Origin of the sequence: Finegoldia magna (assembly GCF_003182075.1) — a bacterium.
Classification (GTDB): domain Bacteria; phylum Bacillota; class Clostridia; order Tissierellales; family Peptoniphilaceae; genus Finegoldia; species Finegoldia magna.
In genome coordinates this window covers 35,726-60,621 of record NZ_QGTH01000006.1, presented here as the reverse complement: position 1 = coordinate 60,621, position 24,896 = coordinate 35,726, and the positions used below count along the sequence as shown (strand labels likewise).

The window sequence follows — 24,896 nt, the reverse complement described above, 5'->3', positions numbered from 1 at the left end:
AATAATGAGCTTTGACGGAATTGTAACAAAAGCGATAGTAGATGATATAAAAGAAAAATTAACGAACGGTAAAATCAGTAAGGTTAATCAACCGGATAAAAACGAATTGGATTTAATTATCTATAATAACAAACAAAATTATAAACTTCTTATTTCTGCATCCTCATCCTTACCGAGGACGCATTTTACAAATGAAAATAAGAAAAATCCAATTGAGGCGTATAATTTCTGTATGCTGATGCGAAAATACTTACAAGGAGCGGTTATAACTGATATTTATCAAGAATCGATGGACAGAGTTGTTAATATTGACATCAATAGCAGAGATGAGATGGGTTATGACATGAACTACACATTAGTTGTAGAACTTATGGGCAAGCATTCTAATATAATCTTAATTGAAAAAGAAAGTAAGATGATTGTAGATGCAATCAAAAGAATTAGCTTCGACACTAAAAGCATCAGACAAATACTTCCAAAAACCAAGTATTCGTGCTTGGAAGATGACAAGAGAAACATTTTGCAATCAGATGATCTTCCAACAGAAATAGCTGAGGGGACTACTAAACTACAAAAAGTTTTTTATATGAATTATACTGGATTTTCTCCCACTATTTCTAGAGAAATATGCCTGAGAGCAGATTTGGATTTTAATATAAGGCTCGAAGATTTGACCGAAGATGAAAAATCTCGATTTAATCAAGCATTTATTGACGTTAGAGAAGCTATCAAAAATTGTGATTATGATTATTCTATAGTCATTGATGAAGATGAAAAATTAAAGGATTTTCATGTAACTAAATTAGAAAAATACGGATATCAAAAGAAAAACTTTGATGATATTCATGAAATGTTGGATTATTATTATAAAAAACACAGTTCGAATGATTCAATTACACAAAAATCTTCGCACTTGAAGAAAATAGTTTCAAATAAAATTCAAAGAAATTCAAATAAATTGAGCAATTTAACTGTAGATTTGCAAGAAGCTAAGAAAAGAGATATTTACAAAGTTTATGCTGATTTGATAAGTTCAAATATGCATTTGATCCATAAAGGCGTGGATAAAATAAATGTACAGAATTTCTATGATGATATGAGCCCAATTGAAATTCCATTGAATCCAATAAAATCTGGAAATGAAAATGCACAAAATTATTACAAAAAATTTAGCAAATTAAAAACTAGAGAAAAAATGATTACACAAGAGCTCCCTCTTATAAAACAAGAAAACGAATATTTACTACAACTTCTAGAAACGCTGGAGAGAGTGACAGAATATCAGGAACTATCAGAGATTAAGGATGAGATGGTAAAAATAGGTTTGATAAAAAAATCTAAGAAAAAAACTGCAAAAGTAAAACCATCAAAGCCAAGACATTTTGTAACAGAAAATAACGTTGATATTTTTGTAGGTAAAAATAATTACCAAAATGATAATCTTACTTTGAAACAAGCTAACAAAGAAGATATTTTTGCTCACGTAAAAGATATGCCAGGTTCACACGTCATAATTAGAAACGAAAACTTGACTGAAGAAGACTACGGCATTGCTTGTTTCTTAGCGGCGTATTTTTCATCAATGAGTAAAGAAAAATACGTTGAAGTTGATTATACTGAAAAGAAAAATGTTAAAAAAGCTAAGGGAGCAAAACCTGGAATGGTTTTTTACAATAATTTCAACACTGTTAATGTCGACATGAGTTCTTACGATATTGATAAAATCAAAGAAATTGTTTAAAAATTGTAATAAATTATTGTAAATTCTTAAAGATTAATATACACTAACAATATCAAGGGAGGCGATAGAAATGAAGTCTATGACAGGATTTGGATCTTCAAGTTTGGAATTAGAAGATTGCAGCATAGATATTGAAATCAAATCTGTTAATAATAGGTATTTGGATTTCAATTTTTCAATGCCGAGTTTTTTGAATTTTATGTTGGAAGACATGAAATCATTAATCAAAAATAAGTTAAAACGTGGTAGAGTTGATGTTTATATCAAAATTAAAAAATATCAACTATCAGTTGACAGTGTGGATATTAACTATGAATTAGCTCAAAAAATCAAGGAAAAACTTGATTCATTAAATCAAAAGTTAGATATGAAATCGGATATTAGTGTAAGAGATTTAGTAAAATATGATGATGTAATGATATTTACTTACAAAGATTTGGACAATGAATTTTTGCACGATAATATTCTAAAAGTTTTAGATGAAGCTGTGAATAAAATTTATTCAATGAGATCTATTGAAGGCGATAATTTGAGAGAAGATTTATCGACTAATTTATCAAAAATAGAAGATCAAATATCTAAGATATCAAGTTTAACTGAAAATAGTGTAAAAGAATACAGAGAAAATTTGTTTAATAAAATATCTGAATTGTTAGATGAAGAAAAAATTGATAAGGATAGAATGTACTTGGAAGTTGCTTTGATGGCTGATAAAGCTGACATTAACGAAGAATTAAAGAGATTTGATTCACATATAGTTCAATTTAAATCGGCAATGGATATGAAAGATTGCATCGGACGTAAATTGGATTTTATAATTCAAGAAATGAATCGCGAAATTAATACAATTTCTTCAAAATCTAATGATGAATCTATTTCAGTTTGTGTTATTGAAGTTAAAAGTTTGATTGAAAAATTAAGAGAACAAGTACAAAATATTGAATAGAGGGAAAATGGAAAGTTTAGGTATAGGTTTTTCAAATTTAGTTAATAGCAACAGGATTATTGCAATTGTTAGTCCTGAAACAAATCCAATTAAAAGAATTGTTCAAAAAGCAAAAGAAGATAATAATCTCATAGACGTTACTTTTGGAAGAAAAACCAGGAGTGTAATAATTATGGATTCAAGTCATGTTGTGTTGAGTTGTCTTCAACCAGAGACTTTACAAATGAGATTAGATAAATCAAATAATAAGGAAGATTAATATGAGAGACGGATTTTTATTAGTTGTTTCTGGCCCATCAGGAGTTGGTAAAGGAACTGTTTGTGAAAAATTAATATCACAAAAAAATGATATTGTATATTCTGTATCAGCTACAACAAGGAAGAAGAGACCCTATGAAGTAGACGGAGAAAATTATTATTTCTTGAGCTTGGATGAGTTTAAGAAGAAAATCGAACAGGGAGATTTCATCGAATATGCCAATGTGCACAATAATTATTATGGGACTCCAAAATCATTTGTTTTTGATCAAATAAATAAAGGGGAAATAGTTATTTTAGAAATTGATGTTCAAGGAGCATTAAAAGTAAAAGAAAACTATCCTGAAGCTGTTTTTGTATTCATCCTTCCACCGGATTTAATTGAACTTAGGAGAAGAATTGAAGGCAGAAATACAGAAGATGAAGAAACAATTAATATTAGAATGCAAAACGCCAAGAAAGAATTGAGTTTTATTGATGAATATGATTATGCAGTTATCAATGAAGATGTCGATGAAACTGTAAAAAATATTGAAACTATAATTGATGCAGAAAAATTTAGAGTTGTAAAAGGAGAAAAATATGATTAATCCATCATTTAAAAAATTATCAGAAATAAACAATAGTAGATATGCACTTTGTGTAATGGTAAGCAAAAGAGCAAGAATGTTAATAGATGGCAAAGACACAAAACTAAAGAAAGCAAAAGCCCAACCAGTTACTACAGCTTTAGAAGAAGTTATGGAAAAAAAGGTTTGGGAAAACAAATCAAATGAATAAAAATATTCTTTTAGGTGTTACTGGAGGAATTGCTATTTACAAGGTTGTAGATGTTGTAAGTAGACTAAAAAAACTTGACTATAATATCAAAATAATTATGACTGATTCAGCTTGTGAATTTGTAAGTCCAATGACTTTTGAAACAATTGGCAAATGCGATGTTAAAAACAAAATGTTTCATAATAATTCACACAAGGTTGTTGAACATATAGAGCTTGCAAAATGGGCAGATTTATTTTTGATTGCACCTGCTAGTGCAAATACTATGGCTAAAATAAATTATGGTATCGCAGACGATTTGTTATCATCTACTGCGCTAGCATATACCAAGCCAATAATGTTTTGTGTAAGTATGAATACCAATATGTTGAATAATCCTGCGACACAAAAAAACATAGAAGATTTGAAACAAAAAAAACACTTAATTGTAGATTCAAATAGTGGAATGCTTGCTTGTAATACAGAAGGAAACGGAAGATTAAAAGAACCTTGGGAAATTGTTGAAGAAGTTGAAAAATACTTTTGCGAAAAAGATTTACAAGGTAAGAAAATTTTGATTACTGCAGGAGCAACAGTTGAAAGAATTGATCCTGTACGATATATAACGAATGATTCCAGTGGGAAAATGGGATATTCGATTGCTAAGAAAGCTTTTATGAGAGGAGCCGATGTAACAATTATTTCTGGGAAAACAACAGCAGAAAATCCATATGGTATTGAAAACATAAAAGTGGAGTCTGCAATTGAAATGAAAGAAAAAATAGAAAGTTATATTGGCGACTTTGACTGTTTAATTATGGCGGCAGCTGTAAGTGATTTTAAAGTAAAGAACAGAAAAGATTTAAAAATAAAAAAACAAGATGGTATTAATTCTTTAGAATTAGAAGAAAACCCAGATATTTTAAAATCATTAAATAAAAAAGATAATCAAATCTTTATTGGATTTGCCGCAGAAACAAATAATTTATTAGAAAATGCTAAGAAAAAGTTAGATAAAAAAAATCTAGATTTTATAGTATTAAACGATGTATCAAAAAAAGACATTGGATTTAATTCAGAATATAATAAGGTAACTATAATCAGCAAAGATAATATATTAGAAATTGGTAAGGACACAAAGTTAAATATCGCAGATAAGATATTGGATTTGATAAAGTAGGTAAACATGTATATTGATGTTATTTTTAGAAACAAATCGAAGATGACTAACAGACTATACTCATATTATTCAAGTGAAGATGTCGAAGTTGGAATGAGAGTTATAGTCCCTTTTGGTAAATCAAATATTAATAAATTAGCGTTAGTGGTTAGAATTAATGATAACCCTAGAAAAGATATTGATTACAAAGAAATAATATCAGTAGTAGACTTGAATCCTATTGTAACACAAGAATCCATTGACATTGCTTTTTTCATGGTTGGTAAATATTTAAGCGACTATAGCTCTGCTTTTCAAACTATTTTGCCACCTGGAAACTTTGAAGAATTAAAAGAATATTTCACTGCAAATGATAAACTACGAAATGTAGATGAAGATTTGTACAATACTCTTAAAACCAAGAAAGAATATTCAGAAATTAAAGAAATTTCAGATGTTAGCCATAAAAAGCTAATGGAATATGTAAAATCTGATTTTTTGAAAATGGATTTAGTATATGATCAACAAATTACACCAAAGCTATTGAAATACGTCAAACTTATAGAAGATAATCCAGTTATTTCAAAAAGAGCAAATGCTCAACAAAAAATAGTTGATATGCTAAAAACTAAAAAGAACATACTTTATAGCGAGCTTTTAGCGAAAACAAAAACGACTTCAAGCGTGGTAAAAGCACTTGAAGATAAGAAAATTGTTGAAATTTACTTCAAAGAAGTTGACAGAGTTGTTGTGGACGATACTAGAACTTATAAAAAAATAAAACTAAATTCACAGCAAAAAAAAGCCTATAATTCGATTTTAGAAAATCAATTTAATTTGTTACATGGTGTAACGGGTAGTGGTAAAACTGAAGTGTATTTGCATTTGGTTGAAAAAATGTTAAATGAAGGTAAAGATAGCATAGTTCTGGTTCCAGAAATATCATTGACTCCGCAGACTATTGAAAGATTTGAGGGTAGGTTTCCAGGGAAAGTTGCTATAATTCACTCTAAGTTAAATGTTAACGAAAAATTCGAACAATTTCGAAAAATGTATAATGGAGAATATAAAATAGTAGTTGGAGCTAGAAGTGCTGTATTTTCTCCGTTTAAAAATTTAGGATTGATAATAATAGATGAAGAGCATGAAACAAGTTATGTAAGTGAAAAAAATCCTAAATACAACGCTATTGATATTTCCAGATTTAGAGCAGAATATAATAACGCAAAGCTTTTATTGGGGTCAGCAACTCCTGGAGTTGAAGAATACAGCAAAGCTTTAAAAGGTGAGTACAATCTTATTGAAATGAATAAAAGAGCTAATGATACAAACCCTGTTGAATGCACTATTGTAGATATGAGAAAAGAACTTGAAACTGGAAACATGAGAATGTTCAGTAAAGTTCTACTCAATAAAATTCAAGATAATTTAAACAACAAAAAACAAACTATTTTGTTTTTAAACAAGAGAGGTCACACTTCTTTTATTTCGTGCAGAAGATGTGGATATGTACTAAAATGTGATAGCTGTGATGTTTCCATGACATATCATAAGACAAAAAATAGATTGATTTGTCACATGTGTGGGAGAACAGCTCTAAAGCCGAAAGTATGCCCAAACTGTGGCTCGAAATTTATAAAAGAGTTTGGAGCAGGTACTCAAAAATTAGAAGAAGAAACTAGAGAACTTTTTCCAAATGCTCGAATTGCACGAATGGATAGAGACACTACAAACACAAAAAAAGATTACAAAAAAATCTATGATATGATGAATAATCAAGAAATAGATATATTAATCGGGACGCAAATGTTGTCGAAAGGATTTGATTTTCCGAATGTTACATTAGTCGGAGTAATGGCTGCAGATATTAGTTTGAACTTAGGAGATTACAAATCAAACGAAAAAACATTTCAATTGATAACTCAAGTAGCCGGAAGAGCTGGAAGAGCAGAATATGAAGGAGATGTAATTATACAAACTTATAAACCTGATAATTTTGCTATAACATCAGCAGCGCTTCATGATTACAAAATGTTTTATGAAAAGGAGATAAAACTTCGAAAATCATTTAATTATCCTCCTTTTTTCAGAATATTAAACATCAATATTTCTAGTAAAAACAAAAATGTTGCTATGAAAAAAATCAATGAAGTTTCAAATTACGTTGCTGCCCTTATTAGAAGATATAAATTATCTACAACATTGATTAATGGTCCTCATCCTTCTCCAATAGAAAGGATAAATAATATGTACAGGTTTGATTTGTACTATAAATTCCCTAATGGAGAAGATAACATAATAGAAATAATAAAAAAAGTTTTAATAAACAATGAATACAATATTAACTTAGAGGGAATAACGCTTAAAATAACATTAGATCCTCAAAGTTATTTTTAAGGAGATAAAATGGCATTAAGACAAATTAGATTAGAAAATGATCCAATCTTGAGAAAAAAATCAAGAGAGGTTGAAAAAATAGATGATAGAATCAAACAAATCGTAGAAGATATGTTTGAAACGATGTATGAAAATAAAGGAATGGGATTGGCTTGTGTTCAAGTTGGAATGCTTAAGAGAATAGTAGTAATAGACATGCAAGATGAAGACGGGAAAATGGTTTTGATAAATCCAAAAATCGTAGAAAGATCAGATGAAAAGCAAATTAATGTTGAAGGTTGTCTGTCAGTTCCTGGTAAAAATGGATATGTTGAAAGACCTAAGACTGTTACTGTAGAATACACAGACTTGGACGGAAATATTCAAAGGAAAACAGGCACTGATTACAAAGCACATTGTTTTTGTCATGAATTAGATCATTTGGATGGCGTATTGTACACTGATAAAGTATTGGATCTTTCTGATGAAGAGATTGAGAGATTGAATGATGAAAAATAAAATTGTATTTGCGGGATCTCCAGATTTTGCAGTTGAGAGTTTGCAAAGATTATATGACAACCCAAATAACGAAATTCAATTAGTGATATCACAACAAGATAAAAAACGAAATAGAAATAAGTTTTCACCTACGGCAGTTAAAAAAAGAGCTATTGATTTGGGAATAGAGGTTATTACTCCACAAAATATAAATGACGATGAAGTCTTTGATCTATTAGAAAGACTTAATCCTGATTTTATTGTGGTGGTAGCTTATGGTCAATTAATCAAAAAAAGAATACTGGATAGGTTTAAAAACAAGATTTTAAATGTTCACGCATCAATTTTACCTAAATACAGAGGAGCTTCTCCGATAAATTATTCTTTACTAAATGGTGATAAAGAATCCGGTGTAAGTATTATGTTAGTTGAACAAGGACTTGATGCTGGTGATGTTTTAGCTGTAGATAAAATTGAGCTTGACAATGAAATTATGCTTGAAGAATTGCACGATAAATTAATGATAATGGGTGCTGATTTAATCGATAAAGTGATCAATGATTACCAAAAATATTTCAATTCAAGAGAAAAACAAAATGAAGATGAAGCATCTACTGTAGGTAAAATTCAAAAATTTATGGGTGAAATTAATTTTAATGAAAAAGCAGACGTAATTTACAATAAATTTAGAGGATTGACTCCTTGGCCAGGTTTGTTTTTTAAATTAAATAATAAAACTGTAAAAGTTCACAATATCAACATAATAAAACAATATAATGATAATAAGAGTGGGGAAGTTGTAAAAGTTGACAAAAATGGAATTAAGGTTGCTTGTGAAGATGGATTTATAATTATCACAAGATTACAACTTCCAAATAAAAAACCTCTTAACGTTAGCGAATATTTGAATGGAAATTCATTTGAAGAGGGAATAATTTTGTAGGAGGAATCATTGTTTAATTTTTATTATGATAGAACTATGCTGCTGTTAATTCCGGCTTTGATATTGGCATTTTACTCACAAATCAAAGTTACTCATACTTTTGATAAGTATAAGAAAACAACTAATTCAAAAGGATTGACTGGAAAAGAAATGGCAAGAGTTTTGCTTGATTACGAAGGTTTGTCAGATATAGAAATAGTAAATGTTCAAGGAAGCTTGACTGATTACTATGATTCATCAAAAAAAGTTTTGGCTTTATCAGATGCAGTGTATAATAGTCAGTCGATTTCTGCAGTTTCTGTGGCAAGTCACGAAGTAGGTCATGCGATTCAAGACAAGGAAAATTATGGTTTCTTGAGATTTAGAGAATCTTTGTTTCCTGTTGTGAATTTCGCATCGAAATCAGTGTGGATTTTAATTTTACTTGGATTTATGTTTAGCATGAGACCATTAGTAGAATTTGGAATTATTTTATTCTCAGCGACTGTTTTGTTTCAATTAGTTACATTACCTGTTGAGTTTGATGCTAGTAGTAGAGCTATACGAGCTTTATCAAATGGGCTGTTGACTGATGATGAAATAGAACCTGCGAAACAAGTTTTAAAAGCAGCTGCATTAACTTATATAGCAAGCGCTTTGGTTTCACTGTTACAATTGGTAAGATTAATACTGATATCAAGAGATAGAGATTAAAAATTAATGTAGATTGAACCTAAGGTTAATCCTTTTAGGTTCAATTTTTTTATTTTTGCTGTTTTAGTGTAAAATATATTATGTAATTAAAATAATTAAAAGAAATGAGAGATTATGAATATTAGAAACGAAATAATTAATATTACCAACTCAATTAATAATAAATCGGGATACTCTTCTGAATTATTAAAGACTTATGATTATGGTGATTTGGACAAGAGAGATATCGCGTACATTAAAAGGTGTGTATTTACAGAAATAGAAAATAGATTTTTCATAGATTATGTAATATCTAAGTGCAGCGATTTGGAATTAAATAAGCTTGATAAAATTGTTTTGGAAATATTGCGAATGGCAACTACGGAAATACTATTTATGAAAACAGCTGATTATGCTGTAGTTGACGAAGCAGTAGAATTGGCTAACAACTTAACACATTATAAAGATTATGTTAATGCTGTTCTAAGGGAGGTTTGCAGGATTAATTTGGATGAGGAAGATTTAGGAGATGAAATTAAATTCTCCATAAACAAAGAATTACTTAAGATGTTGAACAAATCTTATTCTAAAAAAACTGTAAAAAAACTTCTCAAATCTTTCTTTTACAAATCTGATTTTGTAATTAAACAAAATAAATTGAAGGAAAATAATTTAAAAACAAATTTAGAAAATCAAGGATTCGTATTAGAAGAGCATCCTTTTTTAAAAGATAGTTTTATCGTAAGAAATCCTGAATCGATAATAGATACGAACGAATTTAAAGAAGGTAAATTTATTATCCAAGATGGTTCTTGTAGTTTGTGCGCAGAGGTTTTAGAGCCAATGGAGAACTCCGTAGTTCTTGATATTTGTGCAGCTCCTGGGTCAAAATCATGCAACATTCAAGAATTAACAAACAATCAATCGATTATTTACTGTAATGATATTAATAATAATAAAATAGATAGAATAAAAGAGAATGTGTATAAATGTGGAGTTGAAAATGTGCAATATTTGAACTTTGATGCAACTATTTTACAAGAAGATTTGATAAATAAATTTGATAGAATTCTTGTGGATGCACCTTGCTCTGCAACTGGTGTTATCAATAAAAATCCAGAGATAAAATTATTCAGAACGAAAAAAGATGTAGAAGATTTGGTTGAAACGCAAAGAAGAATTCTTGAAAATTGTGAAAAATATTTAAAAAAAGGCGGCATCTTAGTATATTCTACATGCTCACTTTTAAAAGAAGAGAACGAAGAAAATGTGGATTATATTGAAAACAAATTAAATTTAAAAAGAGAAGATATTGATTTTTATGGAGATAAAAATGAATTTATAAAACTTATGCCATTCCAAAAAGGAACGCAGGGCTTTTTCATTTCAAAGTTTTTAAAAGACTAATAGATTACAAAACTTGAGATTTTTGATATAATTTAGATTGGTGAATAATATGCAAAATAAAATTGTCTTGGAAAATATGACTGTCGACGAACTGAAAGAATTTTTTGTGAATAATGGAGAAAAATCTTTCAGAGCATTGCAGTATTTTCAAGCTATTCATAAAAATAGAATATCCAATCCTAACAATATGACTAATTTTTCTAATGAATTAAGAAAAAAACTAGACGAATACAATGTTATCAAAAATTGTTGTATTATCAAAAGGATTGATTCAAAATTAGACAACACGAAAAAATATCTTATAGAGTTGAGTGATGGTAATATCGTAGAAACGGTATTTATGGAATATAAAACTCACACTTCAATATGCCTATCAACACAAATTGGTTGTAGAATGGGATGTAAATTTTGTGCGTCGACAAAGAAAAGTTTTTTAAGGAATTTACAACCTTATGAAATGTGCGCTCAGATATATTTGGTAGAAAATGATTTGGGTATACGAATTAACAATATGGTACTAATGGGGATAGGCGAACCATTAGATAATTACGATAATGTTATTAGATTTATTAATCTGATTACGAATAAAGAAGGACAAGATATGTCTATTCGAAATATAACATTGTCTACGTGTGGGTTAGTCGATAAAATAATTAAACTTGCAGATGAAAATATAGGTATAAACATAACTATTTCACTTCATAATCCATTTGATAATGAGAGAAGTCAGCTAATGCCCATTGGAAACAAATACTCAATTGAAGAAATTCTAGATGCTTGTGACTATTATTTTGATGAAACAAAAAGGCGAATTGGATTTGAGTATACGGTAATCGAAAGTGTAAATGATTCAAAAAAATATATGGACAAGCTAGTCGATTTATTAAAAAATAGAAATTGTCTTTTGAACTTAATAACATTAAATCCTATTGAAGAATTTAATCAAAAATCTCCAGATAGAAACAAGATGATGGAATTTATGAATTACATGAATAAAAACAATGTTAATACTACAATAAGAAGAAAACAGGGCATTGATATTGAAGGAGCCTGTGGACAATTAAGAATTAACAATATGACTAAAAGAGGTGTGAAATGAAATATGCTTCAAACACAGACATCGGGCTGGTAAGAAAGCTTAATGAAGATTATCATATGAATTATATTACAGATGATTTTAGCTTGCTTGTTGTGTGCGACGGAATGGGTGGACATAAAGCTGGTGAGGTTGCAAGTAAAAAAGCTGTCGAAACAGTTGTAGACTACGTAAAAGAAAAAGAAAATGAAAAAGATTACGAAAGCACATTGCGTAAAGCAATTACTTTAGCAAATGAGGAAGTTTACAAAGATAGTGAAAATAATACTGAACATCGAAATATGGGTACAACGATAGTTGCTTGTTTAGTTCATGATGATAATGCTATTGTTGCAAATGTTGGCGATAGCAGATTGTACTTATACAGGGATGAAGAATTAAAGCAAATAACTGTAGACCATTCTCTTGTGAATGATTTATTATCATCTGGAACTATTACTGAAGAAGAAGCCGTTGATTTTGCACAAAAAAATGTTATTACAAGATCTTTAGGAATTCAAGATACTGTAGATATAGACATTTTTAACGTTGAGCTTGTTAAGGGTGATTTGATATTAATGTGCACAGATGGTTTGACTTCACAATTAGAAAATGAAGATATAGTTGATATTATTAAAGAAGAATCAGATTTGGATAAAATAGCTCAAAATTTGATTGATGAAGCAAATGATATCGAAGGTATTGATAATATAACTATTACGCTTTATTTATATGAAGGGGAAAATTATGATAGGTAAAGTTTTAGGCGATAGATATGAGATAATAGAAGAGGTCGGCGTTGGCGGGATGGCCAAAGTATACAAAGCTTTGGACACTGTTTTAAATCGATATGTTGCTGTAAAAGTATTAAAAAATGAATATATGGAAGACCAAGATTTTCTGAGAAAATTCGCTATGGAAGCACAATCTGCTGCATCATTGACTCATGCAAATATAGTAAGTGTGTTCGATGTTGGAAGTTCGTATGTTGATGGTCGCAAATATAATTACATCGTAATGGAATATGTCGATGGTAAGACATTAAAAGATATAATCGATGAAAAACAAATTTTGCCGATTGAAGATATCGTAAATTATGGAGTTCAAATAGCAAGTGCATTAGAATGTGCTCATAAGAATGGAATAATTCACAGAGACATTAAGCCACATAATATGTTAATTGATAAATCTAATAATTTAAAAGCTACAGATTTTGGTATTGCAAGAATTTCTTCGTCTGCAACATTGACATATACTTCAACTGTTTTGGGAACTGTTCATTATATTTCACCAGAACAAGCAAAGGGTAAATTTATTGATGAGAAAAGTGATATATATTCATTAGGTGTTGTATTGTATCAAATGGCTACAGGAGAAGTACCGTTTGATGCACCAAATGCTGTTGGAATTGCATTGAAACATATTCAAGATCCATTGGTGCCACCTATAAATCTTCGTCATGATTTACCACAAGGCCTTAATGATATAATAGTTAAAGCGATGGCAAAAGATCCTAATGATAGATTTAAATCAGCTACAGAATTGAAAGAAATGTTGAGAAATTATCAAAACTATTCTTCTGATTTATATCAAAAAACTACTAAAAATCCAATAGTTAAAGAAAATGATGAACAACCTGAAGTAAAAGAAGCAGTTTATAAAACGCCTAAACAATCTTCTACAAAAGATAATAAAAATAAATCTAAAAAATTTATGTGGATTCTATTGCCTATAGTTTTAGCAGCTTTGGTATTTGTTGCAATTATATTTGGCAAGAAATATATAAACAAGAATAAGCAAGACCTAGTTTTAGTTCCTGCATTAACTGGTTTAACGGAAAACGAAGCTTTAAATAAAGCTAAGGCTAATAATTTAATTGCTGTTGTTTCAGAATATAAGACTGAAAGTAATGTTGAACCAGGAAAAGTATTAGAACAAGATCCTGAATCCAGTACAGAAGTGAAAAAAGGGACTATTATAAAATTAGTTGTAAGCAAAGGCGAGGAACAGGTGTCTGTACCTAATTTATCCAATATGACTATTGAAAATGCTAAAATTCAACTAAATAAATTAGGCTTAGAAATTGGTGAAATAACTAAAGAAAACAGCGATAATTTTGAAGCTGGAAAAATTATGCAACAACATCCAGATGCAGGAACTAGCATAAGTAAAGACTCTAAAGTTGATGTTGTAATTTCTTTAGGTAAAAAAGAAGAACTAGTAGAGATGGTTGATTTAATAGGAGCGGATATAAGTCAAGCTAGTAATAAATTAAAATCAATCGGACTAAATATTGGAAATATTGAAAAGAAATTTAGCAATTCATATGATACAAATCAAGTTATATGGCAACAATATGATGCTGGAAAGAAACTAAAAAAAGATAGTTCAATTGATGTTATAATCAGTAAAGGGAAAAAAGAACCTGAAATGATTGATAAAGTATTCAGAATAAGTAAACCTGTAGAAAAAGGAATTTACACAGTAACTATTAAAGATGAAACTGAAAATAATATAATATATGAAGAAAATCATGATGCTTCTGAAGGAGATATCAGAATTAAAGTAAAAGTAAAAGCTAATAATGATATTAAAGTCTATATTAATGGAGAATTAGTTAATGTCGGATAAAACAGGTGTTATTACGAAAATTCAAAGGGAATTATTCTACGTAAGCGTTGGAAACGAAGTGTATCCTTCGAAGGCAAAGGGGAATTTTAGGAACAAGAAAATTACTCCAGTTGTAGGCGATAAAGTAGATATAAACCTAGAAAATGGTCTTGGATTTATTTTAAAAATACATCCAAGATCTGTGCTTTTACACCGCCCTGAAGTGAGTAATATAGATAAATGTTTCGTTCTAAGTAGCATTAAGTCACCTAATATTAATCTAATGTTACTAGACAAATATCTATTAATGATTGAGAAAAATAACATTGATTGTGTCATTGTATTTAATAAAACTGATTTAGTATCTGAAGATGAGAAAAAATATTTTGCTGATATATACAGAAATATTGGGTATAAAGTAATATTCAACTCAAATGAATCTTCAATCACTAATGAAGAATTATTAAATGAATTCAGAAATCATATAAATTGTGTTATTGGTCCTAGTGGAGCAGGGAAATCTAGTACTTTAAAAAAAATATTTCCAAGTGAGGATTTTATTTCTGGTAAAATAAGTGATAAAACTCAGCGAGGAAAGCAAACGACAAGACACATTGAAATTAAAATGGTAGATGACAATACTTACGTTTTAGACACACCGGGTTTTAGTTCTTTTGATTTGTCTTTTTTAGATGACAAGTCCGAAATTAAAAATAATTTTGTAGAATTTAGAAAACATAGTTTAAGATGTAAGTTCAATAATTGTGATCACATTAATGAACCAAAATGTGAAATAAAAAGACTTGTTGAAATTGGAGAAATATCTCAGAGTAGATATGATAATTATTTGAAGATAGTTGAAGAATACAAAAAAATTAGGAGGTATTAATGGCTAATTTAAGTCCGTCTTTGTTGGCGTGTAACTTTTTTGAATTAGAAAAAAACTTAGATATATTAAAAAATAAGGGAATAAAATATTTGCATTTGGATGTTATGGACGGAAATTTTGTGCCAAATATTTCTTTTGGTCCAGCAGTTATAAAACAAATAAGAGAAAAATATCCGGACTTTATTCTTGATTGTCACTTGATGGTTAACAAACCAGAAAATATTATAGATGACATTTTGAATGCCGGAGCTGATATAATTACTTTTCATCCAGAAGCAACTTTTCATCCACATAGGATTATTCAGACTGTTCATAAAGCTGGAAAAAAATGTGGATTAGCACTTAATCCATCTACAGGATTGGGATGTTGTGATTATATTATTGATGATTTGGATATAATACTTGTAATGAGTGTAAATCCAGGCTTTGGAGGACAATCCTTTATAGAGAGTCAATATTCAAAAATAAAAGATGCAAGAGAAATGATAGAAACATCAAAAAAAGATATTATATTGGAAGTTGATGGAGGGGTAAAAACTTCTAATGTCGATAAAGTGTTAGAATCTGGAGCTAATCTAATTGTAAGTGGTTCAGATGTTTTTAATCATGACATAGAATCGCAACTAGATATTTACAATCAAAAATTATAGTTAAAAGGAGGATATCTTGAACAAAAATTTGAGATTTATGGTTGAAGGGGCAATTACTTTAGCTCTGACAGCTGTGCTAAACAGTATTGTTATTTTTAAAATGCCAAGAGGAGGATCTGTTTCCCTAGCGGGATATGTTCCGATTTTATTATTTGGACTAAGATGGGGGCTAAAACCAGGGATTGTAATTGGATTAATGTATGGAGTTTTGGATAGCTTTGTTGATCCTTACGTTATTCACCCAATACAATATATGCTAGATTATCCAATAGCTTATATGGCTTTAGGATTATCAGGGTTAGGATGTAATGAAGAAACTTTGAGTGGCAAAATTAATTATAAAATGATTTTAGCATGTATATTCGCTATTTTAATGAGAGGAGTAGCTGCGATTTTAAGTGGTTATGTATTTTTCAAAGACACATTGCCATCAGATATTCCTGCATTACTAGGATCATTCTTATATAACATCACCTACATTGTTCCTAATGGAATTATAGCTATAGTTGTTATATTAATTTTAATTAAACCTGTATCAAAGGTAAGTAAAAAATGATTGGTTTGATTTGTTGCGCAGGGGAATTATCTGATAAGAATCTTTTTGAAGAATATTATGAAAAATCAGACTTTAAAATAGCTGTAGATGGTGGAACAAAATATTTCATAGATTATCACAAAGATTTTGATTTCGCTATAGGAGATTTTGACTCTATAAATAATGAGGACAAAATTTTTCTGGAAGAAAACAACAAGATTTTTGAAAAATATAATTGCAAAAAAGATTTTACTGATTTTGAAGCCGCAATAAATATATTAATCGAAAAGAACTGTAATACAATATATGCTTTTGGGGCAACAGGAACCAGATTAGATCACACAATGTCGAATTTAATTTATTCAAAAAAATGCTATGAAAAAGGAATTGAACTTATATTTATTGGTAACAATAATATAATTAAATTCTTAGGAGAAAGCACAGAATGTGTTATGAGATATGACTATATTTCCATTGTAGTTTTATCGAATAGTGGAATGAAAATTAGGTTAAATGGTTTTGAATACGACAGCGAATTTTTAGATGTTGATTTTTGTTCAACATTGACGATTAGTAATAAAATAAAAAATAAAAAAGCATATATAGAATTAATAGAGGGATATGGCCTTTTAATTGATTCTAGAGATTAAAAAAGAGTCGAAGTTTTCGACTCTTTGTTTTATTCTTCTTCTGTTGTTTTGATAAATTGAGGTCTTTCAACTAAACCTGATCTTAAGCATCTAGTGCATACATTGATTCTTTTTGGTTTGCCATCGACTAAAGCTCTAACTTTTCTGATGTTAGGTGCCCAGCTTCTATTTGAAGATCTTAAAGAAAATGATCTATTATTTCCGAAAGTTCTTGATTTACCACAAATTTCACATTTTTTGGACATAATTACACCTCCTGGTTCTTTTTCAAATGTCTCTTGATATTATAGCATATTTTAAAACTGAATTTCAAGCTTTTAGAGCTAAAATATGTTATAATAATATAGTATTAATATGTAAATTAGAATCTTAAACATTAAAAGAGTATAATATAATTAATTAGGTATCACAAATAGGAGGTAATATGACTACTAAAATTGATAACGAATATGGTTCAATATTAATATCAGATAATATCGTTAGAACTATTGCTAGTGAAACAGCTATGACTTGTTACGGGATTGTTGGACTAGCTTATAAAAATTTATCAGACGGATTTTTAATGTTACTCAATAAAGATAATATGAGTAAGGGAGTAAAAGTTTATACAAAAAATAATAAAATTGTAATAGATTTAACTGTAGTTTTGGAATATGGTACTAAAATTGCTGTGGTTTGCCAAAATATCATTGATACAGTTAAATATAGTGTAGAAAACAAAACTGGTCTTGAAGTAGAATGTGTTAATGTTCTTGTTCAAGATATGAGAATAAACGAAGAAAAATAGGGGGCACAATGAAGAATGACGCAACACTGTTCAAGAATTGCCTTCTAGCGGGATTTAAGAACTTAGAAAATAAAAGAGAAATAGTAAATAGCTTAAATGTTTTTCCAGTTCCAGATGGAGATACTGGCACTAATATGACATTGACAATTAAATCAGCTATTTCTAAAGTCAATGGCGTAACTGATTTGAGTATTGCAAATTTAGCTAAAGCCATGAGTGATGGTTCTCTTATGGGAGCTAGAGGAAATTCTGGTGTAATTACTTCTCAAATCATGAGAGGTTTTTATAATGGATTTAAAGATTATACTGAATTTAATATATTTGCACTAAGAGATGGATTTGTTGAAAGTTATAAAACTGCATACAAAGCTGTAATGAAACCAACAGAAGGAACAATTCTTACAGTTTCTAGATGTATGGGTGAGTTTGCTGATCAAAACTACCAAAATTATGAAGACATCAAAGAATTTTTGACAGATATTATATCTGAAGGTAACAAGGCACTTCTTAAAACTAAAGAAATGTTACCTGTTTTGAAAGAAGCCGACGTAGTTGATGCAGGTGGACAAGGTTTAATGTTATTCTTAGAAGGCGTTTTAAATTACGATAATGAAAAATTGATTTCCGAAACAGTAATTGACGAATCTTCTAGAACTATTAATGAAAATACGAATGTTGTATCAGATGAAGAAATAGAATTCGGATATTGTACTGAATTTTTTATAATGACTGATGCAGATGAAAATTCATATAGATCAAAATTAGAAAACTTTGGGGATTGTTTACTAGTTGTAAAAGGTGATGGAGTAATCAAAACTCATATTCATACTAATAATCCTGGTAAAGTTTTAGAAATTGCCATGGAATTAGGTGCTCTAAGAGATATCAAAATAGATAATATGAGATTGCAACATCAAAACTTGCATTCTACTGAAGAAGAAATTAGTCAAGCTTCTACAAAACCTTCAGAACCAGAAAAAGATTTTGGATTTGTGGTTGTTAGCAGTGGTAAAGGATTCAGTAAAGTTTTCGATATGTTAAATGTTGATGAAGTGATTACTGGTGGACAAACAATGAATCCTTCAACTGAAGATATAGTTAATTCTATAGAAAAAGTTAATGCAAAGACAGTTTTTGTATTTCCTAACAATAAGAACATCATATTATCAGCTAATCAAGCAAAACAAATAGTTGATAAAGAAGTATTTGTTGTAGAGACAAAAGCCGTACCACAATCTATTTCGGCTCTTTTAGCATTCAATGAAGAAGCAAGTGCAGAAGAAAACTTTGATAGTTTTAACGATGTAATAGCAACAGTTAAGACTGGTGAAGTTACTTTTGCGGTAAAAGATTTAAATATGTCAGATATTAAAGTAAAGAAAGATGACATTATCGGTCTTGACCAAAAGAATATCAGAGCGGTTGGTAATGATATTAATAAAGTTTCAATGGATTTATTGAGACAACTAATTCAAAAAGACGATTCATTGGTTACAATTTATTACGGTGAAGGCTGTGATGAAATGGTTGCTAATAAGTTGAAAGATAGTTTGGAAGAAGAATATAAAAACATTGATATTGAAGTTGTCGAAGGATCTCAACCTTTATATTACTATGTATTTTCAATAGAATAACTCCTTACAAATAATTACAGATAATAGATCGATTTTCATCGGTCTATTATTTGTATGTTTAATGTAGGGATTTTTTTGTGTGGTGAGTTATGCAATTATCAGAAGTAAAAGGAATAGGAAAGAAAAAATTAGAAGTTTTAAACTCAATGGGTATTTTTGATGTTAATGATTTATTGAATTATTTCCCGTATAGGTACGAAAATAGATCGATCATTAAAAACATTATAGATACAAGGAATGAAGAAAACTGCGTTATAAAAGTCAAATTTATTTCAAAACCTGTAACTAAATATCTTAGAAGAAATTTAAATTTAACATCTGCTATTGCTTTTGACGATACTTCTAAAATAAGTGTGTCATGGTTTAATCAGCCTTTTATCAGAAATCAAATGCTACCAAACACTACTTACTATTTGTATGGGAAAATAAATAGAGTTCAAAATCAATTCAAGATATCGTCACCAATTTTAAGTAAAACTTTTGGTGGAAAATTGGGCATTATTTATCCAATTTACAAAGTAAAAAAAGGCGTTACAAATAATGATATGATTAAATTCATTGATTTTGCTATTAAACATTGTATTGATGAAATTAAAAATGTTATTCCTTATAGTATGATTAAAAACTACGATATTGAGAACAAAAGAAATGCAATAAAAAACATACACAAACCTGTGGATTATGCACAATTTAAACGAGCTAGGACAGCGCTTGTTCTTGAAGAAGTTATTATAATGCAATTGGCAATGAAATCAATGAAGACAACACTAAACGAACAAAATTATATAAAATTTCAAACTGACGAAAGCATGGATATTTTCATACAGTCTTTAAAATTTGAACTTACAAAAGGGCAGTTAGAAGCAATTAGAGATATTGAAAGTGATATGACATCTAAAAAGAGAATGAATAGATTGGTTCAAGGAGATGTAGGAAGTGGAAAGACAATAGTAGCTGAATCAGCGATATTCAAATCATATTCAAGTGGTTATCAATCAGCTTTTATGGCTCCTACGGATATTTTAGCGACACAACATTATGAAAACTTATCGGATGATTTTTCAAAATTTGGGTTAAAAGTTTGTTTATTAAAATCTGATTTAACAAAATCGGAAAAAGATTCTGTTTTAGAAGGAATAAAGTCGGGTTATTTTGATGTCATAGTTGGTACGCATGCAATAATTCAAGATTTTGTGGAATTTAAAAAGCTTGGACTCGTAATTACCGATGAACAACATAGATTTGGTGTAGGACAAAGGAAGAAAATTTCAGACAAGGGACAAAATCCAGATGTTCTTGTGATGACAGCTACTCCAATTCCAAGAACTTTAGCACTTTCTTACTATGGGGATTTGGATATATCAACAATAAATGAAATGCCTAAAGGCAGAAAAGTAATAGAAACATATTCTGTTGGATTTAGTTATGAAAAAAGAATAGCAGCTTTTATCAGAAAACAAGTTGAAAATGGGTTTCAAGCTTATGTTGTGTGTCCATTGATAGAAGAATCTGGAGCATTGGATTTAGAGAATGTAACAGAACTTTACAATAGGTTATCTAGTGAGTATTTTTCTGGTATAAATGTTGGAATGTTACACGGTAAAATGAAATCTGCAGAAAAAGAAGAAATTATGAAAGATTTTGTAGACGGAAAAACAAAAATATTGGTATCTACAACAGTTATTGAAGTTGGCGTTGATGTCAAAAAAGCAAATGTAATTGTTATATATAATGCAGAAAGATTTGGACTTTCACAACTTCATCAACTAAGAGGTAGAGTGGGCAGATCTTCAGATCAATCTTATTGTATTCTTATCAATAATGCACATTCTGATGAACAAATGGAAAGAATGAATATTATGGTTAAGACGAACAGCGGATTTGAACTATCACAAAAGGATTTGATGATGAGAGGTAGTGGTGATTTGTTAGGAACTAGACAATCAGGAATACCACTTCTAAACATAGCAGATCTAGAAAAAGACTATGATTTGATAGAAAAGGCTGCTGTGATAACTGAGTATATATATACGAATGATTTATGCGAAACTAAAGAATATATGTATTTGGATGAAGAAATTAATAAGTTTAAAGATAAATTACTAGAAAATGTTATTTTTAATTGAGGTGAGAAATGAAAGTTATTTCAGGAAAAATGAGAGGTATGAACTTAAATACCGATTTAGATAGATTTACAAGACCGACAGAGGGTAAAATAAAAGAAGCTATATTCAGCGTGATTTTTCAAGTAAAACCTAATTCTAAAGCATTAGATTTATTTGCAGGAAGTGGAGCAGTTGGTATAGAGTTCATAAGTCGTGGATGTGATTTAGTAGTATTTAGTGAAGCTTCTAATGATAATATAAAATGCATCAATGAAAATATTGAGCATACAAAATCACAGGAATTCGCAAAAGTCTTTAAAGGAGATTTTAAGAAAAATTTATTAAATATCAGAAGACAAGGATTAAAATTTGATTATGTTTTTATCGATCCGCCTTATGAAAGATTAAATTATTACAAAGAATCCATTCAGATGCTAATAGATAATGATCTTTTAAATGATGATTGTCTTGTTATATTAGAATCCGAAAAAGAATTGTCTGATGAATATTTCAAAAATTTGAAATTAGAAAAACAAAAACAATATGGTAAAAAGAAGAATATATATTTTTTGAGGAATGATAATGAATAAAACAAAGGTATTATATCCGGGTAGTTTTGATCCAATTACGAATGGACACATGGATATTATTGAAAGAAGTGCAAAAATTTTTGAAGAAGTAAATGTAGCTGTTGTAAAAAACATTCAAAAGAAAAGCACATTTTCTCTTGAACAAAGAGTTTCGATGATTAAAAAATCTTGTAGCCATTTATCTAATGTAAGAGTTCATCAATTTGAAGGATTGACTGTAGATTTTGCAAAACAAATAGGATGTAGTACAATTATAAGGGGACTACGTGCTGTTAGTGATTTTGAATCAGAAATGCAAATGTCTTTGGCTAATAAGAAATTAAATAATGAATTAGAAACATTGTTTTTAGTTGCAGATGGCAAATATGCATTTCTTTCGTCTTCTATAGTAAGAGAGATAGCTTCCTACGGCGCTGATATATCAGAACTTGTTCCTGAAAATATCATTGAAGATATAAAGGATAAATTTAACGATAAATAAATGCTTTATCTTGAATTAATTTGATATTTTTATTATAATAATTGTAAGAATAATTAGCTCAATGCAGGAGGGTTACATGGATATTATTAAGTTAATAGAAGAAATGGAAGACATACTTGATGAAGCATCAACAGTTCCATTTTCTAAAAAAGTTATGGTTGAAAGAGAAGAACTTCTATCAGTTTTAAAAGATATGAGAGAAAATTTACCAGAAGAAATCAAACAAGCTCAATGGACTAATGCTGAAAAGAATAGAATTATTGATGAAGCTAACAGAGAATCTGAAAATATTAGAACTCAAGCTTACAAAGAAGCAGAAAAAATAGACCAAGAAGCTCGAAACAGATTTGAAACAATGGTAAATGAACACGATGTTACTATTGCAGCTCAAAAAAATGCAGAAGAAATTACTTCTCAAGCTGAAAACAATGCTAGACTATTAAAGAGTCAATCTATCCAATATATCGATGAAATGTTGGAAACAACTCAAGACAAATTGAACAATCTATTGGAAGAATTACAAGAAAACAGAAATGAATTAAAAGGCTAATAAAAAGCTTGGTAGTTTTAGATGACTGAACTGACCCCCAAAAGTTAGACCTAAAAACTAACTTAAGGAGGTCAGTTTTTTAATGGCAAAATATAGCATAGAATTCAAAACGAAAGTGGTAAAAGAGTATTTAGAATCTAATACCTCATATAAAACTTTATCAAATAAATATTGTATACCTTCAGAAAGCATAATAAGAAAATGGGTAAATGCATACAAGTCACAAGGCTATGAAGGAATAAAAGTAAAAAGAAAAAATACACAACACACTTTGGAATTTAAGTTAAATGTAGTAAACTTGTACTTAATAGGAGAAATGTCCTATCAAAGCCTAGCAAATGAATTAAAGATAAATAATCCTTCAATGATAGCAAGATGGGTAAACGACTTTAGAGAAAAAGGCATAGAAGGACTAAAACCCAAAAAGAGAGGAAGATCTTCAAAAATGCCAAAATCCCCAAAGAAATCAAAAGATATCAAAATAGATTCATCAGAAAACTTAACTAATTTAGGAGATAATTCATTAACAGAAACACAATTAAAAGAAAAAATAAAGAAATTAGAAGAAAAAAACTATTGGCTTCAATTAGAAAATGATGCAATAAAAAAAAATATAGAATTGTCTCAAATGACAGATGCAGAAATAAGACAATTACTGAAACAATCGGGATTTTAAGAAATAAATACAAATTAAAAGACTTGTTAAAATACTTCAATCTTCCAAAATCAACATATATGTATTGGCAAAAACGCATAAATAGACCAAATAAAGATATGGAAATAGAAAACAAAATACTCAAAATTAGAAAAGAAAATCCAAACTATGGATACAGAAGAATAACTGCTATGTTAAAAAGATTAGGACTAAAAATAAACAAAAAGAAAGTACAAAGATTAGTTCAAAATCTAAAACTTCAAGTAAAAAGTTTTTCAAGAAAATCAAGAAAATACTCATCCTACAAAGGACAAGTAGGGAAAGTAGCAGACAACAAAATAAAAAGAAACTTTAAAGTAGAAAAACCATATACACAAATAACAACTGACACAACAGAATTTAATTATTTTGAAAAAGATAAATCAGGGACCTACCAAATAAAGAAACTTTATCTAAATCCATATTTAGATATGTACAACAGTGAAATACTAAGCTATGAAATATCAAAACAACCAACTCTAGAACCAATCCTAAAAGCCTTAAACAAAGCCATAGAAATAACTAACAAAAGAAAAAAGAATATTTCACTCAGATCAAGGCTGGGCATACCAAATAGATCAATACACATCAAAACTAGAATCTAACGGTATCACTCAATCCATGTCAAGAAAAGGAAATTGCTTAGATAACTCTCCAATGGAAAACTTCTTTGGAATATTAAAACAAGAAATATACTACGGAAATAAATTCTATTCATACGAACACTTAAAACAAACAATAGAAGATTTCATAAAATATTACAATGAAGAAAGGATAAAAGAAAAACTAGGATATTTATCACCAGTAGAATATAGAAAGAAAAATGTAGCATAAAAATTTCTACCTCTATGGGTAGAATAGGACAAAAAAAACCAGAGACAAATATT

At 29.1% G+C, this 24,896-nt stretch carries 28 protein-coding genes; 27 read left to right on the top strand and 1 reads right to left on the bottom strand.

Going from position 1 to position 24,896, the window contains the following annotated elements; genetic code table 11:
- Window positions 1–4: 4 nt before the first annotated feature.
- From DES33_RS03615 to DES33_RS03530, 18 genes are all read left to right on the top strand, one after another.
- Entirely contained in the window at window positions 5–1,741 is a 1,737-nt protein-coding gene (locus DES33_RS03615) for an Rqc2 family fibronectin-binding protein (RefSeq protein ID WP_110058094.1), read from the top strand.
- 70 nt (window positions 1,742–1,811) lie between these two features.
- A complete protein-coding gene (locus DES33_RS03610; RefSeq protein WP_094224618.1) occupies window positions 1,812–2,687 on the top strand; it encodes a YicC/YloC family endoribonuclease in 876 nt (291 codons plus the stop codon).
- Between the two features lie 7 nt (window positions 2,688–2,694).
- Window positions 2,695–2,946 (top strand): DUF370 domain-containing protein, encoded by a 252-nt coding sequence (locus DES33_RS03605; RefSeq protein ID WP_002838275.1) that lies wholly within the window; start codon window positions 2,695–2,697, stop codon window positions 2,944–2,946.
- Between the two features lies 1 nt (window position 2,947).
- On the top strand, window positions 2,948–3,535 hold the full coding sequence (gene gmk, locus DES33_RS03600) for a guanylate kinase (protein WP_094207058.1): 588 nt from the start codon (window positions 2,948–2,950) through the stop codon (window positions 3,533–3,535).
- Entirely contained in the window at window positions 3,528–3,725 is a 198-nt protein-coding gene (rpoZ, locus tag DES33_RS03595) for a DNA-directed RNA polymerase subunit omega (RefSeq protein WP_094203559.1), read from the top strand. The genes gmk and rpoZ overlap by 8 nt, the downstream gene beginning before the upstream one ends.
- Window positions 3,718–4,884, top strand: coding sequence for a bifunctional phosphopantothenoylcysteine decarboxylase/phosphopantothenate--cysteine ligase CoaBC (gene coaBC, locus DES33_RS03590; protein ID WP_110058093.1), 1,167 nt, complete (start codon window positions 3,718–3,720; stop codon window positions 4,882–4,884). Before rpoZ ends, coaBC begins: the two co-directional genes overlap by 8 nt.
- 6 nt (window positions 4,885–4,890) lie before the next feature.
- Window positions 4,891–7,260 carry a primosomal protein N' gene (gene priA, locus DES33_RS03585; protein ID WP_094224620.1) on the top strand — a complete coding sequence of 790 codons (2,370 nt, stop codon included), beginning with the start codon at window positions 4,891–4,893 and terminating at the stop codon, window positions 7,258–7,260.
- A gap of 9 nt (window positions 7,261–7,269) precedes the next feature.
- Window positions 7,270–7,758 carry a peptide deformylase gene (gene def, locus DES33_RS03580; RefSeq protein WP_110058092.1) on the top strand — a complete coding sequence of 163 codons (489 nt, stop codon included), beginning with the start codon at window positions 7,270–7,272 and terminating at the stop codon, window positions 7,756–7,758.
- Window positions 7,748–8,680, top strand: coding sequence for a methionyl-tRNA formyltransferase (gene fmt, locus DES33_RS03575; RefSeq protein WP_094224633.1), 933 nt, complete (start codon window positions 7,748–7,750; stop codon window positions 8,678–8,680). The genes def and fmt overlap by 11 nt, the downstream gene beginning before the upstream one ends.
- 9 nt (window positions 8,681–8,689) lie before the next feature.
- Entirely contained in the window at window positions 8,690–9,373 is a 684-nt protein-coding gene (locus DES33_RS03570) for a zinc metallopeptidase (protein WP_094207062.1), read from the top strand.
- Between the two features lie 114 nt (window positions 9,374–9,487).
- Entirely contained in the window at window positions 9,488–10,759 is a 1,272-nt protein-coding gene (rsmB, locus tag DES33_RS03565) for a 16S rRNA (cytosine(967)-C(5))-methyltransferase RsmB (protein ID WP_094224622.1), read from the top strand.
- A 49-nt stretch (window positions 10,760–10,808) separates the two neighbouring features.
- Window positions 10,809–11,858: a dual-specificity RNA methyltransferase RlmN gene (gene rlmN, locus DES33_RS03560; RefSeq protein WP_094224623.1), complete on the top strand. Its 1,050-nt coding sequence runs from the start codon at window positions 10,809–10,811 to the stop codon at window positions 11,856–11,858.
- Window positions 11,855–12,592, top strand: a complete 738-nt coding sequence (locus DES33_RS03555) for a Stp1/IreP family PP2C-type Ser/Thr phosphatase (RefSeq protein WP_094224624.1) — start codon at window positions 11,855–11,857, stop codon at window positions 12,590–12,592. Before rlmN ends, DES33_RS03555 begins: the two co-directional genes overlap by 4 nt.
- Window positions 12,582–14,465, top strand: coding sequence for a Stk1 family PASTA domain-containing Ser/Thr kinase (gene pknB, locus DES33_RS03550; RefSeq protein WP_094224625.1), 1,884 nt, complete (start codon window positions 12,582–12,584; stop codon window positions 14,463–14,465). The genes DES33_RS03555 and pknB overlap by 11 nt, the downstream gene beginning before the upstream one ends.
- Window positions 14,455–15,333 carry a ribosome small subunit-dependent GTPase A gene (gene rsgA, locus DES33_RS03545; RefSeq protein ID WP_094224626.1) on the top strand — a complete coding sequence of 293 codons (879 nt, stop codon included), beginning with the start codon at window positions 14,455–14,457 and terminating at the stop codon, window positions 15,331–15,333. Before pknB ends, rsgA begins: the two co-directional genes overlap by 11 nt.
- A complete protein-coding gene (gene rpe / locus DES33_RS03540; RefSeq protein WP_094223402.1) occupies window positions 15,333–15,983 on the top strand; it encodes a ribulose-phosphate 3-epimerase in 651 nt (216 codons plus the stop codon). Before rsgA ends, rpe begins: the two co-directional genes overlap by 1 nt.
- 16 nt (window positions 15,984–15,999) lie before the next feature.
- Window positions 16,000–16,539 carry an energy-coupled thiamine transporter ThiT gene (thiT, locus tag DES33_RS03535; RefSeq protein WP_094223403.1) on the top strand — a complete coding sequence of 180 codons (540 nt, stop codon included), beginning with the start codon at window positions 16,000–16,002 and terminating at the stop codon, window positions 16,537–16,539.
- Window positions 16,536–17,168, top strand: a complete 633-nt coding sequence (locus tag DES33_RS03530; protein ID WP_094223404.1) for a thiamine diphosphokinase — start codon at window positions 16,536–16,538, stop codon at window positions 17,166–17,168. The genes thiT and DES33_RS03530 overlap by 4 nt, the downstream gene beginning before the upstream one ends.
- Window positions 17,169–17,197: 29 nt before the next feature.
- Here the strand turns inward: DES33_RS03530 and rpmB are convergent, their stop codons facing one another.
- Complete coding sequence (gene rpmB, locus DES33_RS03525; RefSeq protein WP_002836298.1) at window positions 17,198–17,413, bottom strand: 50S ribosomal protein L28; 216 nt, start codon at window positions 17,411–17,413, stop codon at window positions 17,198–17,200.
- A gap of 179 nt (window positions 17,414–17,592) precedes the next feature.
- Between rpmB and DES33_RS03520 the strand changes: the two genes are divergently transcribed.
- The 9 genes from DES33_RS03520 (at window position 17,593) to DES33_RS03480 (ending at window position 24,843) form a co-directional block, all read left to right on the top strand.
- A complete protein-coding gene (locus tag DES33_RS03520; RefSeq protein WP_002836299.1) occupies window positions 17,593–17,955 on the top strand; it encodes an Asp23/Gls24 family envelope stress response protein in 363 nt (120 codons plus the stop codon).
- Window positions 17,956–17,963: 8 nt separating this feature from the next.
- On the top strand, window positions 17,964–19,589 hold the full coding sequence (locus tag DES33_RS03515; protein ID WP_094224628.1) for a DAK2 domain-containing protein: 1,626 nt from the start codon (window positions 17,964–17,966) through the stop codon (window positions 19,587–19,589).
- A gap of 89 nt (window positions 19,590–19,678) precedes the next feature.
- A complete protein-coding gene (gene recG, locus DES33_RS03510) occupies window positions 19,679–21,715 on the top strand; it encodes an ATP-dependent DNA helicase RecG (protein WP_094224629.1) in 2,037 nt (678 codons plus the stop codon).
- 8 nt (window positions 21,716–21,723) lie between these two features.
- Complete coding sequence (gene rsmD, locus DES33_RS03505) at window positions 21,724–22,284, top strand: 16S rRNA (guanine(966)-N(2))-methyltransferase RsmD (protein WP_002836302.1); 561 nt, start codon at window positions 21,724–21,726, stop codon at window positions 22,282–22,284.
- A complete protein-coding gene (coaD, locus tag DES33_RS03500) occupies window positions 22,277–22,765 on the top strand; it encodes a pantetheine-phosphate adenylyltransferase (protein WP_094224630.1) in 489 nt (162 codons plus the stop codon). Before rsmD ends, coaD begins: the two co-directional genes overlap by 8 nt.
- Before the next feature lie 76 nt (window positions 22,766–22,841).
- Window positions 22,842–23,315 carry a hypothetical protein gene (locus tag DES33_RS03495; RefSeq protein ID WP_035109473.1) on the top strand — a complete coding sequence of 158 codons (474 nt, stop codon included), beginning with the start codon at window positions 22,842–22,844 and terminating at the stop codon, window positions 23,313–23,315.
- A gap of 82 nt (window positions 23,316–23,397) precedes the next feature.
- Window positions 23,398–23,991 carry a helix-turn-helix domain-containing protein gene (locus DES33_RS03490; RefSeq protein WP_110058091.1) on the top strand — a complete coding sequence of 198 codons (594 nt, stop codon included), beginning with the start codon at window positions 23,398–23,400 and terminating at the stop codon, window positions 23,989–23,991.
- Between the two features lie 98 nt (window positions 23,992–24,089).
- Complete coding sequence (locus DES33_RS03485) at window positions 24,090–24,614, top strand: IS3 family transposase (protein ID WP_170111615.1); 525 nt, start codon at window positions 24,090–24,092, stop codon at window positions 24,612–24,614.
- Complete coding sequence (locus DES33_RS03480; RefSeq protein ID WP_110058089.1) at window positions 24,550–24,843, top strand: IS3 family transposase; 294 nt, start codon at window positions 24,550–24,552, stop codon at window positions 24,841–24,843. Before DES33_RS03485 ends, DES33_RS03480 begins: the two co-directional genes overlap by 65 nt.
- Window positions 24,844–24,896: the final 53 nt, after the last annotated feature.